9 protein-coding genes are annotated in these 13,407 nt (G+C 73.0%); 4 read left to right on the top strand and 5 right to left on the bottom strand.

The genetic code is table 11. The annotated features are described in order from the left end of the window. Positions 1-62: 62 nt before the first annotated feature. Both ACFC8N_RS04835 and ACFC8N_RS04830 read right to left on the bottom strand, forming a co-directional pair. Positions 63-3,017, bottom strand: coding sequence for an AAA family ATPase (locus ACFC8N_RS04835; RefSeq protein WP_376286439.1), 2,955 nt, complete (start codon positions 3,015-3,017; stop codon positions 63-65). Between the two features lie 168 nt (positions 3,018-3,185). Beyond that, a complete protein-coding gene (locus tag ACFC8N_RS04830) occupies positions 3,186-4,016 on the bottom strand; it encodes a helix-turn-helix transcriptional regulator (protein WP_356035265.1) in 831 nt (276 codons plus the stop codon). A gap of 117 nt (positions 4,017-4,133) precedes the next feature. Here ACFC8N_RS04830 and ACFC8N_RS04825 point away from each other — a divergent pair, with 117 nt between their 5' ends. Together ACFC8N_RS04825 and ACFC8N_RS04820 are read left to right on the top strand one after the other, a co-directional pair. After that, positions 4,134-5,831: an AMP-binding protein gene (locus ACFC8N_RS04825; protein ID WP_376286437.1), complete on the top strand. Its 1,698-nt coding sequence runs from the start codon at positions 4,134-4,136 to the stop codon at positions 5,829-5,831. Continuing rightward, positions 5,828-7,447, top strand: coding sequence for an AMP-binding protein (locus tag ACFC8N_RS04820; RefSeq protein WP_376286434.1), 1,620 nt, complete (start codon positions 5,828-5,830; stop codon positions 7,445-7,447). Before ACFC8N_RS04825 ends, ACFC8N_RS04820 begins: the two co-directional genes overlap by 4 nt. A 17-nt stretch (positions 7,448-7,464) precedes the next feature. Here ACFC8N_RS04820 and ACFC8N_RS04815 read toward each other — a convergent pair whose 3' ends face one another. Further along, positions 7,465-8,121, bottom strand: coding sequence for a hypothetical protein (locus ACFC8N_RS04815; protein WP_376287099.1), 657 nt, complete (start codon positions 8,119-8,121; stop codon positions 7,465-7,467). A 514-nt stretch (positions 8,122-8,635) separates the two neighbouring features. Between ACFC8N_RS04815 and ACFC8N_RS04810 the strand changes: the two genes are divergently transcribed. Together ACFC8N_RS04810 and gcl are read left to right on the top strand one after the other, a co-directional pair. After that, on the top strand, positions 8,636-8,830 hold the full coding sequence (locus ACFC8N_RS04810; protein ID WP_376286431.1) for a hypothetical protein: 195 nt from the start codon (positions 8,636-8,638) through the stop codon (positions 8,828-8,830). Positions 8,831-9,143: 313 nt separating this feature from the next. Further along, entirely contained in the window at positions 9,144-10,931 is a 1,788-nt protein-coding gene (gcl, locus tag ACFC8N_RS04805; protein ID WP_376286428.1) for a glyoxylate carboligase, read from the top strand. Between the two features lie 91 nt (positions 10,932-11,022). Here the strand turns inward: gcl and ACFC8N_RS04800 are convergent, their stop codons facing one another. Next, positions 11,023-11,256, bottom strand: coding sequence for a hypothetical protein (locus ACFC8N_RS04800; RefSeq protein ID WP_356035254.1), 234 nt, complete (start codon positions 11,254-11,256; stop codon positions 11,023-11,025). A gap of 507 nt (positions 11,257-11,763) precedes the next feature. Beyond that, positions 11,764-13,242 carry a catalase gene (locus ACFC8N_RS04795; protein WP_362820707.1) on the bottom strand — a complete coding sequence of 493 codons (1,479 nt, stop codon included), beginning with the start codon at positions 13,240-13,242 and terminating at the stop codon, positions 11,764-11,766. Between the last annotated feature and the right edge of the window lie 165 nt (positions 13,243-13,407).

Here is a 13,407-nt window from a genome sequence, read left to right as displayed (position 1 = left end):
AACCCCCTAGCGGGTGGGGTGAGGGAAAACCCTCGGTCGGCATCAGTTAACCGGCCACGCCGTCACTTCGCGCGGTGAGCCGCCGCCAATCGGACGATGTCGACCCGCGATCGGATCCCCAGTTTGCGGTAGACCCGGGTCAGGGTCGCCTCCACCGTCTTGACGCTGATGAACAGCCGGGCGGCGATCTCCCGGTTGGTGGCGCCCTCCATGACCAGCGCGGCGACCTGACGCTCCATCGCGGCCAGCACGCCGAGCGCGTCCAGGGCGTCCGCCGCGGCCGGCACCGGTTCCGGCTCGGGGGCGGTCATGGCCTCGTCCACCTGACGCAGCCAGGGCAGCGCCCGGCAGCGGCGGAACATCCGGGTGGCCTCGTCGAAGCCCGCCGGCTGGCGCCGCGCCGCGGCCCCCTCCGCGCCGCCGGCGCCCCCTGGGCCGCCCGTGCTCCGCGTCCCCGCCGGGCCGCCCGCCCCGCCCGCTCCCCGCGCCGTGCCTCCTGAGCCTCCTGTGGCGGCCGCGCCGCCCGCGGGGCGCCGCGGCCGCAGCCGGGCCAGGGCGAACGCGGCCCGCGCCTCCTCCAGTCCGTAGCCGAGCTTGCCGAGCCGGTCCTGAGCGGACGTCAGCTGGGCCGTCGCCGCCTCCAGGTCGCCCCGGGCGGCCCGCACCAGCGCCTCGGAGCGGTCCAGGACGGCGAGGACGCTCTCCCGGCCGAGCCTGAGGGCGTGCTCGCGGCTCACGTCGATGACGTCCTGCGCCTCCGCCGGCTCACCGGTTCGGACCAGTGCCTCGGCGAGGTCGCCCTGCCAGCGGCCGCGCGCCGGGTCGGTGATGCCGAGCCCCAGCTCCAGCCGGCGCACCCGGCGCAGCGAGCGCACCGTGCCGGCCGGGTCCCCGGCCACCAACTGGGCGTACCCGAGGGCGCCCAGCGCCCGGGAGAGATACATCTGGTCGCCGTCCTCCTCCGCGTGCTGCACCGCCTCCCGGGCGAGCGCGAGCGCCCGGTCCACGTCGCCGCCGGAGGCCTCCGCGAGCGAGGTCAGCATCGCCGAGGCGGTCTCGCCGATCCCGGAGTCCCGGGCCAGGCGCAGGCTGTCGCGGGCCAGCTCCAGGGCGCGCCCGCAGTGCCCGGCGCGCAGCTCGGTCTCGGCGAGGCCGCGCAGGAAGTGCACCTCGCTCTCCACCGAGCCGCGCCGGCGCACCTCGCGCAGCAGCGCGGTGACCGTCGCTCGCGCCTCCACCAGCTGGTCGCCCATGACCAGCCAGCGGAACCGGGCGCTGAGCGCCCCGTTGTGGTGCCAGGTCACCCGGGGGTCCTGCGGCTCCTTCAGGGCCCGCTGGATGGTGCGGGGGGCCTCCGGATGGCCCATCAGGGTCTCGGTCTGCGCCTGGAAGGCGAGCGCGAGCAGTTCGGTGCGCCGTTCCCGGCCGCGCGCGGCCAGCTCGGCGGCGTGCGCGGCGGCCTCGCGGGCCTCGGTGAAGTCGCCCGCCACGATCAGCGCCCGCCAGGCCAGCTGGTAGTGGACCAGGGCCAGCAGCCGGGGGTCGTCGCCGGCGTCGGCGAGGGCCTGCGGGAAGACGGCGTCCACCTCGGCCATGGTGTGCCCGGCGCTGTCGATGACGATCATCCAGGCCCGCACCCGGTCGGCGGGCACGGCCGCCCGGGCGAGCACCTCGCGGGCGATGTCCCGGGCCAGGTCGATCTCGCCCGCGGTGATGGCGTCCTCGGCGGCCTGGAGCCGGCGCTCCTCCTGGCGCGGCGCGCCGTCCGCCGGGGTGTGCCGGGCGGCGAGCAGTCCCAGCTGGGCCGCGACCGAGGGGGCGCCCCGGTCCCGGGCGAGGGCGGCGGCCTCGGCGAGCCGGGCGGCCACCTCCGGGTCGGCGCCCACGGTGGCCAGCGCCAGGTGCCGGGCCCGCTCGATCGGGTCGGAGGCGGCCGTGGACAGCGCCGCGTGCGCGGCGCGCCGCTCGGGGGCGGGCGCCTCGGCGTACAGCGCGGCGGAGATCAGCGGGTGTGCGAACCGTACGGCGGGGGCGTCGGGTTCGGTGGCCAGCAGCCCCAGCTCGGCGGCCTGGGCGCATTCGGCCTCGGCGTGGGGCCGGCCCGCCGCGTGCAGCAGGGCCGGGGTGGGTCTCGCACCGGCGCTGGCCACCAGCAGGGTGCGCCGGGCCTCCACGGAGAGCATGTCCAGGCGGCTGAGGACCAGGGCGCGCAGGCTGGTCGGCACCGGCAGCGGCTCGCCCGGCCGGGGCGGGGTGGGGCTCTCGGCGAGGGCGCGGCCGAGCTCCAGGGCGAACAGCGGGTTGCCGCCGGAGGTGCGGTGGATCTCGCGGACGGTGGAGCGGGGCAGGTGGCCGTGGCCCCGGTGGTCGAGCAGCTGGGCGACCTGGGCGCGGGTCAGCGCGCCCAGCCGGACGGCGAGGGTGTCCGGCGGGCAGGCCCGCAGATGCCGGTCGTACTCCTGGCTCCCGGTGCCCTCGGTGCGTACCGCGCACAGGAGTTGGACCGGGGTGCCCTCCAGGCGCCGCGCGGCGAAGCCGAGCAGTTCGGCGCTGGCCGGATCCAGCCACTGCAGGTCGTCGGCGACCACGAGGACCCCGCCGCGTGCGGCGAGCGCGCGCAGCGCGGAGAGCACGGCGAGGCGCAGGGCGAGGCCGTCGCGCTGGAGGCTGGACTCGCCGCGGCCGGTGAGGGCCGACTCCAGGGCGGTGCGCTGGGCGGCCGGCAGCCGCGGCGAGACGTCGTCGAGGACCAGCCCGAGGAGGTCGGCCAGGGCCAGGAAGGGAAGATGGGATTCGGACTCGGTGGCCGAGCAGCGCAGGACCGTGTGCGCGGTGGCGCCGTATTCCTCGACCAATGCCCGCAGGACGGTCGATTTCCCTATTCCCGCGGGACCGTGGAGCAGCACACTGCCGCCCGAGGCGAGCTGGTCCCGGGCGCCGGTGAACAGCTCCTCGCGGCCGATGACCAGGTCGGGACGGCACTTGGCAGGCTCCTGGAAGTCCCGTCGCACGGTCACCGCTCCCCTCGTGTGGCGTGTCCGGGCCAAATTCTAGGCAACGATCGCTGAAATTCGGCCGGAAGACGTCGTGAGGGAAATAACAGAAGGGCAAGCTCGGGGAAAATCAAGGCCGTTCCCATTGAATAGGAAGGTTTGTTTACTGCTGTCGCGGCCGCCCGTGCCGGGCTACGGCAGCAGCCCCGCCCTGCGGGCCGCGGTCACCGCCTCCCCTCGTGTGTGGGCGCCGAGCTTCCGCATCGCCGAACGCAGATAGCCCTTCACCGTCTCCGGACGCAGCCCCAGCCGCTCGGCCACGGCCGCGTTGGTGGCCCCCGCCGCCACCCAGGACAGCACGTCGAGTTCGCGCGGCGCCAGAGTCGCGCCGCCGGCCGGGCGCGATGCCGTCAACAGCCCGCAGGCGTCCAGCAGTTCCGCCCGCAGCCCGGGGTCCGGGATCCGGGGCGCGAGCGCGCGCAGCGCCGCGTGCGCCTCGCGCACCTGCTCCCAGGCCGCGCCCCGGCCGGCCACGGCCGGCTCCGCGCGTGCCGCCGCCAGCAGCTCCCGCGCCTCGTCCCGCACCACCAGCGCCTGCTCCACGTCCCGGGCGGCGGCCATGGCCGCGCCCAGCGTGCGGTCACCGAGCGGCTGGACCGAGCGCAGCGCGCCGTACAGCACCCCGCGCACCCGGCGCCGTACCACCACCGGCACGGCGACGACCGAGCGGATGCCCTCGGCGGCGACCTGGACGTCGTACTCGTGGCTGATCTGCCGGGAGCTGGAGTAGTCCGTCACCGCGCACGGCCGGGCCAGCGCCACCGCCTTGCCGCCGAGCCCGTTGCCGGACGTCACCGCGAGCGCGCGCAGGGCCGCCGTGTGCGTACCGCTCAGCTCGCTGATCCGGATCTGCGGCCGCCCCGACTCCAGCAGCCCGCCGAAGGCCACCGGGAGCCCCGTCGTCCGGCGCAGCCGGGCCAGCGCGCCACCGATCTCCACTGCCCCCGCCGCGTCCGCCGTCACCTGGTCCGTCCTTCCGGCCGTCCACACCCCCGTTCGGGGGTGGTGAGACCTGCATCACGGATTAGACGATGCCAGAGAGCCGCCCGGCAATGGTCCGGAACAGCAAGGAGTTATGTGATGAGCACGGTGACTGAGGTGTTCCGCGACGCCCGGGACTTCCTTCTGGCGCACCGCGAGGACTATGCCACCGCCTGCGAGGGCTTCGCCTGGCCGCGGCCCGCGCACTTCAACTGGGCGCTGGACTGGTTCGACGTGATCGCCGCCGGCAACGACCGGACCGCGCTGCACATCGTCGAGGAGGACGGCGGCGAGACGGAACTGTCCTTCGCCGAGATGGCCGAGCGCTCGAACCGGGTCGCGAACCACCTGCGCGCGCGGGGCGTCGCCGCCGAGGACCGCATCCTGGTCATGCTCGGCAACCAGGCCGAGCTGTGGGAGACGGCGCTGGCCGCGATGAAGCTGCGCGCGGTCGTCATCCCGGCCACCCCGCTGCTCGGCCCGGCCGACCTGCGTGACCGCGTGGACCGGGGCCGGGTCAGGCACGTGATCGCGCGGGCCGAGGACGCCGCCAAGTTCGCCGAGGTGCCCGGCGGTTACACGCGGATCGCGGTCGGCGGAGCCGTCGGGGAAACGGCCGGGGCGGACCGGGCGGCGGACTGGGCGGCGTACGAGGACGCGTACGACGCGCCCGCCGCGTTCGAGCCCGACGGCCCGACCCTGGCCGACGACCCGCTGATGCTGTACTTCACCTCCGGTACGACCGCCCGCCCCAAGCTGGTCGAGCACACCCACACCTCGTACCCGATCGGGCACCTGGCGACCATGTACTGGATCGGCCTGAAACCCGGTGACGTGCACCTGAACATCTCCTCGCCCGGCTGGGCCAAGCACGCCTGGTCCAACCTGTTCGCGCCGTGGAACGCCGAGGCGACCGTGTTCATCCACAACTACACGCGCTTCGACGCGACCCGGCTGATGGCCGAGATGGACCGGCACGGGGTGACCTCCTTCTGCGCCCCGCCGACGGTGTGGCGGATGCTGATCCAGGCCGACCTCGGCCGGCTGCGTACCCCGCCCCGCGAGGTGGTGGCCGCCGGGGAGCCGCTGAACCCCGAGGTGATCGAGCAGGTCCGGCGGGCCTGGGGCGTCACCGTCCGGGACGGCTTCGGGCAGACCGAGACCGCCGTGCAGGTCTCCAACAGCCCCGGACAGGCCCTCAAGACCGGCTCCATGGGCCGCCCGAGCCCCGGATACCGCGTCGAACTGCTCGACCCGGTCTCGGGCGCCCCCGGCGCCGCCGAGGGCGAGATCGCCCTCGACCTGTCCGAGCGCCCCGTCGGCCTGATGACCGGCTACCACGGCGACCCGGACCGTACGGCCGAGGCGATGGCGGGCGGCTACTACCGCACCGGCGACATCGCCGCCCGCGACGCGGACGGCTACCTCACCTACGTCGGCCGCGCGGACGACGTCTTCAAGGCCTCCGACTACAAGATCAGCCCGTTCGAGCTGGAGAGCGCGCTGCTGGAGCACGAGGCGGTGGCCGAGGCGGCCGTCGTGCCCGCCCCGGACGAGCTGCGGCTCGCCGTGCCGAAGGCGTACGTCGTCCTCGCCGAGGGCTACGAGGCGGGCCCGGACACCGCGAAGGTCGTCTTCGAGCACTCCCGCCAGGTGCTCGCCCCCTACAAGCGCATCCGCAGGCTGGAGTTCGGCGCCCTGCCCAAGACGGTCTCCGGCAAGATCCGCCGCATCGAGCTGCGCGAGGCGACGGCCGAGGGCTCCGCGAACGAGTACCGCGAGGAGGACTTCCGGTGACCGCCCAGCCGTCCCAGCCACCTCAGCCGTCTGCGCAGTCGTACACGCACGGCACGGGCACCACCGCCCTGCTCGGCGACACCGTCGGCGCCAACCTCGACCGGGCCGTGGCCGCCTGGCCGGACCGCGAGGCGCTGGTCGACGTGCCCTCGGGGCGGCGCTGGACGTACGCCCGGTTCGGCGCGGCCGTCGAGGAGCTGGCGCAGGCGCTGGTGGCCGCCGGGGTCGTCAAGGGCGACCGGGTGGGCATCTGGGCGGTCAACTGCCCGGAGTGGGTCCTGGTGCAGTACGCCACCGCCCGCATCGGCGCGGTCATGGTGAACATCAACCCGGCCTACCGCACCCACGAGGTCGAGTACGTCCTGCGCCAGGCCGGGGTCTGCCTGCTCTTCGCCTCCCTCGGCCACAAGACCAGCGACTACCGGGCGATGGTGGAGGAGGTCCGGGGCCGGTGCCCCGAGCTGCGCGAGACCGTGTACATCGGCGACCCGAGCTGGGAGGCGCTGCTCGCGCGGGGCACCGGCGACGCCCCGTACGCGGAGCTGTCCTGCGACGACCCCATCAACATCCAGTACACCTCGGGCACGACCGGCTTCCCGAAGGGCGCCACCCTCTCCCACCACAACATCCTCAACAACGGCTATTTCGTGGGCGAGTCGATCTCCTACACCGAGCAGGACCGGATCTGCATCCCCGTGCCCTTCTACCACTGCTTCGGCATGGTCATGGGCAACCTCGCGGCCACCTCGCACGGCGCCTGCATCGTCATCCCGGCGCCGTCCTTCGAACCGGGGGCCACGCTGGCGGCGGTGCAGCGGGAGCGCTGCACGTCCCTGTACGGCGTGCCGACCATGTTCATCGCGGAACTGAACCTCCCGAACTTCGCGTCGTACGACCTCTCCACCCTCCGCACCGGCATCATGGCGGGCTCGCCGTGCCCGGTGGAGGTGATGAAGCGGGTCGTCGCCGAGATGCACATGGCCGAGGTCTCCATCTGCTACGGCATGACCGAGACCTCTCCCGTCTCGCTCCAGACCCGCGTCGAGGACGACCTCGAACACCGCACCGCCACCGTCGGACGCGTCCTGCCCCACCTGGAGGTGAAGATCGTCGACCCGGCCACGGGGGTCACTCAACCCCGGGGCACGGCCGGTGAGCTGTGCACCCGCGGCTACAGCGTGATGCTCGGCTACTGGAACGAGCCCGAGAAGACCGCCGAGGCCGTCGACGCGGGCCGCTGGATGCACACCGGGGACCTGGCGACGATGCGCGAGGACGGGTACGTCGAGATCGTCGGCCGCATCAAGGACATGATCATCCGGGGCGGCGAGAACATCTACCCGCGCGAGATCGAGGAGTTCCTTTACGCCCATCCGCGGATCAAGGACGTCCAGGTCGTCGGGGTGCCGCACGCGAAGTACGGCGAGGAGGTGCTCGCCTGCGTCATCCCGCAGGACCCCGCGGACCCGCTCACCCTGGCGGACCTGCGCGCCTTCTGCGAGGGCCGGCTCGCCCACTACAAGGTCCCGAGCCGGCTCCGGCTCCTCGACTCCTTCCCGATGACGGTGTCCGGGAAGGTGCGCAAGATCGAACTGCGGGAGACCTACGGCGGCTGAGCCGGGGCCGGCCGGCCTCAGGTCCGTCCGTCCCGCGCCCGCGTCCCCCGCTCCGGTGCGCCCTCGGTGTGCAGGGCCTGCGCCGCGTCGTTCATCGGCTGGGGGACGCCCGCGAGGTCCAGCACGAACAGGGGGACGGCCAGGGCGGCCGCGCGCAGCCGGGCGTCGTCCGTGTAGCCGGCCAGCGAGAAGTACACGCAGCCCGCGTCCTCCGTCATCGCCGTCAGCCACAGGCACTCCACGTCCCGCGGCGCCGCCGGGCGGACGGTCGGATCCACCTGGGCGAGGAGCCCGTGGGCGGCGAGCCCGATGCCGCTCGGCGGCCGCTGGTCGGCCCGCCGGATGTCCCGGTAGCCGAGCCAGCGCAGATACAGGGCGGCGGTGGTCACGGCGTCCCGGGCGGTACGGATGACACGCGGCCGAAAGGCAGGCCGGGAACCGTCCTCCCCTCCCACGCCGCCCGCCCCCGGCATCACCCCTGGCGCCCCTCCGCTTCCGGCCACGGGCACCCCGCTTCCGGCCACGGTCACCTCGTCTCCGGCCGGCGTTCCGTGTTCGGCCGGCGTCCTGCTTCCGGCCGGTGCCTGGCCTTCCGTCGGTGCCTCGTCTCTGGCTGCGGTCTGGCGTTTCGCGGGCGGCCTGCCTTCGGTCGGTGGTTCGCCTCCGGTCGGCATCTCGCCCTTCGCCGGTTCCTCGCCTTCCGTGGGCAGCCCGCCTTCCACCGGTTCGCCTCCGGCCGCGGCCTCGCCCGCCTCTGCCACCGAACCTGCCTCCGGCGCCGAGTCCCTCCGCGGCTCCGGACCCGCCTCCTGTACCGGGCCTGTATCCGGTGCCGAGCCTGTCTTCGGCGTCGGGCCCGCCTCCGCCACCGAGCCTCCCTTCTGCACCGAACCTCCCTCCGGTGTCGTCTCCGAGGCCGATGGCGCGCCCGGGTCGGCTGCGAGTGGCGATGGCATGTCCGGTTGTGCTGCCTCTGTCCCGGCCTCCGGTGCTGTTTCCGGGCGTGCCCCCGGTTCCGGTGCGGGCCCGGCTGCCGGCGTCGGTCCGGCCGTGGTCGGCGGTGTCGTACCGCGCTCCGCTGCGGGCGCCGGAGCCGCGCCCGGCTGTGGCCCGGTCCCGGTGTCCGCCCCGGCTTCCCGCTCCGGCTGCTCCGCCGTGGGCCGTGGCCCGGAGGGGCCGGGGACCGGGATGCGCAGGACCGTGCCGCAGGAGCAGCCCAGTTCCGGGTGGGGCCAGTGGTTCCGGCGGCCGCAGGCGGTGCACGGCACCGCGAGCCACTCGTCGTCCCAGGCGCGGTGGACCGTCACGACCGGCTCGGCGGCCGGGTCGAGGCGCGGGGCGGTGGGGGCGCCGCACACGCACGGATACACCGGCGCGGTGTAGACGTACTCGCGCCGACAGGCCGGACAGCGCACCGGCACGCTCTCGGGCATGGCCCACTCCCAGGCGTCGCGTCGGGACAGCGCTGCCCATGGTCCTCCTCTCCTGCCCCGCTTGTCCGGCGCTTGCCGGGTCTTCGCCGATTCGCGGCCCTCTCCGGTGTCTCTTGACGGCTTTCGCCCACCCCCCTACATTGCTTCCAGATAGTAGAAATTAAATTCCGCGATACGGAAACCAACGAACATCACGGACGTAGCTGTGCTCACCGCGGGGCGCGACGGGAGTACGCATCCGACAGCCGAAGCAGGAGTACTCGATGGCTCGTATGACCGCTGCCCGCGCGGCAGTTGAGATCCTCAAGCGCGAGGGCGTCAGCGACGCCTTCGGTGTGCCGGGAGCGGCGATCAACCCCTTCTACAAGGCGCTCAAGGAGGGCGGCGGCATCCACCACACCCTCGCCCGCCACGTCGAGGGCGCCTCGCACATGGCCGAGGGCTACACCCGTACCAGGCCGGGCAACATCGGCGTCTGCATCGGTACCTCCGGCCCGGCCGGCACCGACATGATCACGGGCCTGTACTCCGCCATCGGTGACTCGATCCCGATCCTGTGCATCACGGGCCAGGCGCCCACCAGCGTGATCCACAAGGAGGACTTCCAGGCCGTCGACATCGCCTCGATCGCCAAGCCGGTCACGAAAATGGCGGTCACCGTCCTGGAGGCCGCCCAGGTCCCCGGCGTCTTCCAGCAGGCCTTCCACCTGATGCGCTCCGGCCGCCCCGGCCCGGTCCTGATCGACCTGCCGATCGACGTCCAGCAGACCGAGATCGAGTTCGACCCGGACACGTACGAGCCGCTGCCGGTCTACAAGCCCGCCGCGACCCGCGCCCAGATCGAGAAGGCCCTCTCCTTCCTGCTCGCCGCCGAGCGCCCGGTCATCGTCGCCGGCGGCGGTGTCCTCGGCGCCGACGCCGCCGACCTGCTGGTCGAGTTCGCCGAGCTGACCCAGACCCCGGTCGTCCCGACCCTGATGGGCTGGGGCGCGCTGCCCGACGACCACGAGCTGAACGCCGGCATGGTCGGCGTCCAGACCTCGCACCGCTACGGCAACGCCAACTTCCTGGAGTCCGACGCCGTCCTCGGCATCGGCAACCGCTGGGCCAACCGCCACACGGGCTACAAGCTGGACGTCTACCGCGGCGACCGTACGTTCGTCCACGTCGACATCGAGCCCACCCAGATCGGCAAGATCTTCCCGCCGGACTACGGGGTCGTCTCCGACGCCAAGGCCGCGCTGGAGCTGTTCATCGAGGTCGCGAAGGAACTGAAGGCCGAGGGCAGGCTCCCCGACCGCTCCGCGTGGGTGGCCTCCACCCAGGAGCGCAAGGCGACCCTCCTGCGCCGTACGCACTTCGACAACGTGCCGATGAAACCGCAGCGCGTGTACGAGGAGATGAACAAGGCCTTCGGCCCGGACACCCGCTACGTCACCACGATCGGCCTCTCCCAGATCGCCGGCGCGCAGATGCTGCACGTCTACAAGCCGCGGCACTGGATCAACTGCGGCCAGGCCGGCCCGCTCGGCTGGACCATCCCGGCCGCGATCGGCGTCGCCAAGGCCGACCCCGAGTCCCCGGTCGTCGCCCTGTCCGGCGACTACGACTTCCAGTTCCTGATCGAGGAGCTGGCCGTCGCCGCCCAGCACCGGATCCCGTACGTCCACGTCCTGGTGAACAACGCCTACCTCGGCCTGATCCGCCAGGCCCAGATCGGCCTGGACATCAACTTCCAGGTCAACCTGGAGTTCGAGAACATCAACGCGCCCGAGCTCGGCGTCTACGGCGTGGACCACGTCAAGGTGGCCGAGGGCCTCGGCTGCAAGGCGATCCGGGTCACCGAGCCGGACCAGCTGGGCGCGGCCTTCGAGCAGGCGAAGAAGCTGGCCGCCGAGTACCGGGTGCCGGTCGTCGTCGAGGCGATCCTGGAGCGGATCACCAACATCTCGATGAGCCGCACCATGGACATCAGCGACATCTCCGAGTTCGAGGACCTGGCCACCGAGCCGGGCCACGCGCCGACCTCGATCAAGCCGCTGAAGGTCTGACGGCCGAAACGCAGTAACGCCGACACGCCGAGGGCGGCCCGTCCGGGAGGACGGGCCGCCCTTCGGTGTTCCCGTACGTCCGGTACGTCTGTCACACCTCGTGTTCCGACAGCCCGGGCCAGTCGTCCGGGCCGCCGCCCTGCCACTCGATCAGGTCGCTCTCCTCCACCTCGATGCGGTCCAGGTCCGCCAGCCGCAGGATCTCCACGACATCGTCCAGATGGGAGGCGATCCCCAGCGTCACCTCGCCCTCGGTGACCCGCCGGGAGCCGTCCAGGGCGGGGGAGTGGACCACGATGTGCGGGTGCTGCGTCGGATTGCCCATGCCCTCAGCGTGCTGCGGATGCGCCCGGCGCGCACGCCGGGGCCGCGACGTGCCCCGACAGCGGGTGCGGGTGCGGAAAGACAGTCGTATGTAGGTGTCCGAGGACGAGCCCGCGCACTCGCTCCATGTGCCGAGACGGCAGCGCCCCCGGACCGGCCGGTCCGGGGGCGCTGCTTCGGTGTGCTGATAGCCGTCCGACGGCGCGAGGCTGGGCGCGACAGGTCGTTCGCGCCGCCGGACGGGGCCGGTGGGGACCCCGTGAGCGGGGTCCGGGTGGGACCGCGGCGGGTGCGACGGAACCGGGGCCCCCATTCCCTCTGGTCGAGAAGGGGGACACGACTCCTTCACCACCGCACTGGCTCGCACGCCGCCGCGGTCCTCGCCCTGCCCGCGCCCGCCGCCCGCCGGCCACCCCTCATCCGGGCCGCCGGGCGTCCTGCGCGGGCCGCGTACGGAGTTGCTGACCTCCCGTCAGACTCCGTACGCCGCTCGGGTGTTGCCGTGCTCTCAGTCCTCGCGCAGGGCGCGGACCGCCTCCTCCACGCGCTTGCCGTACTCCGGGTCGGCGGCGTGGAAGTGGGCCAGGTTCTTCTCGATCACGTCGTCGCGCGAGACCTGCGACAGGCTGCCGGCGATGTTCGCGACCAGGCGGGACTTCTCCTCCGCCGACATGAGGCGGTACAGCTCGCCCGCCTGGAAGAAGTCGTCGTCCTTGGTGTGCAGGGGCGCCTCGTGGGTGCCCGTGTGGCCGGAGACGGCCAGCGGGGCGGACAGCGGGCGGCCGGTCTCGACGGGGCCGTCGTAGGAGTTCGGCTCGTAGTTCCTGGCGCCGCGGCCCTGGCCGTTGACCGCCATGAGGCCGTCGCGGCCGTAGTTCTGCGCGCCGCCCTCGACCGCCTTCGGGGCGTTCACGGCGAGCTGGGTGTGGTTGACGCCCAGGCGGTAGCGGTGCGCGTCCGCGTAGGCGAACAGGCGGCCCTGCAGCATCTTGTCGGGGGAGGGGCCGATGCCCGGAACGAAGTTGTTCGGGGAGAACGCGGCCTGCTCGACCTCGGCGAAGACGTTGTCCGGGTTGCGGTCGAGGACCAGGCGGCCCACGCGCTGCAGCGGGTAGTCCTTGTGCGGCCAGATCTTGGTCAGGTCGAACGGGTTGAAGCGGTAGTCCGCCGCCTCGGCCGCCGGCATGAGCTGGACGTACAGGGTCCAGGACGGGTGCACCCCGCGCTCGATGGCCTGGAGCAGGTCCGTCTGGTGCGAGGTGGCGTCCTTGCCCGCGAGCTCCGCGGCCTGCTCGCTGCTGAGCGAGCGGATGCCCTGGTTGGTCTTGAAGTGGTACTTGACGAAGAAGGCCTCGCCCCGGGCGTTCGTCCACTGGTAGGTGTGCGAGCCGTAGCCGTTCATGTGGCGGTACGACGCCGGGATGCCGCGGTCGCCCATCAGCCAGGTCACCTGGTGCGTGGCCTCCGGGGCGTGCGCCCAGAAGTCCCAGACGTTGTCCGGCTCCTGCCGGCCCGTGAACGGGTCGCGCTTCTGCGAGTGGATGAAGTCGGGGAACTTGATCGGGTCCTTGATGAAGAACACCGGGGTGTTGTTGCCGACGAGGTCGTAGTTGCCCTCTTCGGTGTAGAACTTCAGGGCGAAGCCGCGCGGGTCACGGACGGCGTCGGCGCCGCCGAGGGAGTCGGCGACCGTCGAGAAGCGCGCGAACACCTCGGTGCGCTTGCCGATCTCGCTCAGGAAGTCGGCGTGGGTGAAGCCGGTGACGTCGTCGGTCACCTCGAAGTGGCCGTACGCGCCGGAGCCGCGGGCGTGCACCACGCGCTCCGGGATGCGCTCGCGGTTGAAGCGCGCGAGCTTCTCCAGGAGGTGCTGGTCCTGGAGCAGGAGCGGGCCGCCGACGCCGGCGGAGGTGGAGTTCTGGTTGTCTGCGACCGGGGCGCCGGACTCCGTGGTGAGAGTTCGCGCCGTGAGCACGCGCTTCGACATCGGGGACCTTCCGTACGAGTGGCAGCGGAAAACTGTTTCCGCTTTGTGGAGCCTAAGTTCGGGCCCTCCGGGCGTCAACAGTTTGTTGAAGCTTGGGGCTGTGGAATGTGTTCCGGGCCGCGGCGGCGCCTGGGCGCGACAGGACAGGTGTCGGCGCCGCCGCGG

The organism is Streptomyces sp. NPDC055966, from assembly GCF_042269865.1.
GTDB lineage: Bacteria > Actinomycetota > Actinomycetes > Streptomycetales > Streptomycetaceae > Streptomyces.
The sequence above is the reverse complement of the archived record's forward strand: the minus strand, read 5'-3'. Positions and strand labels throughout refer to the sequence as shown.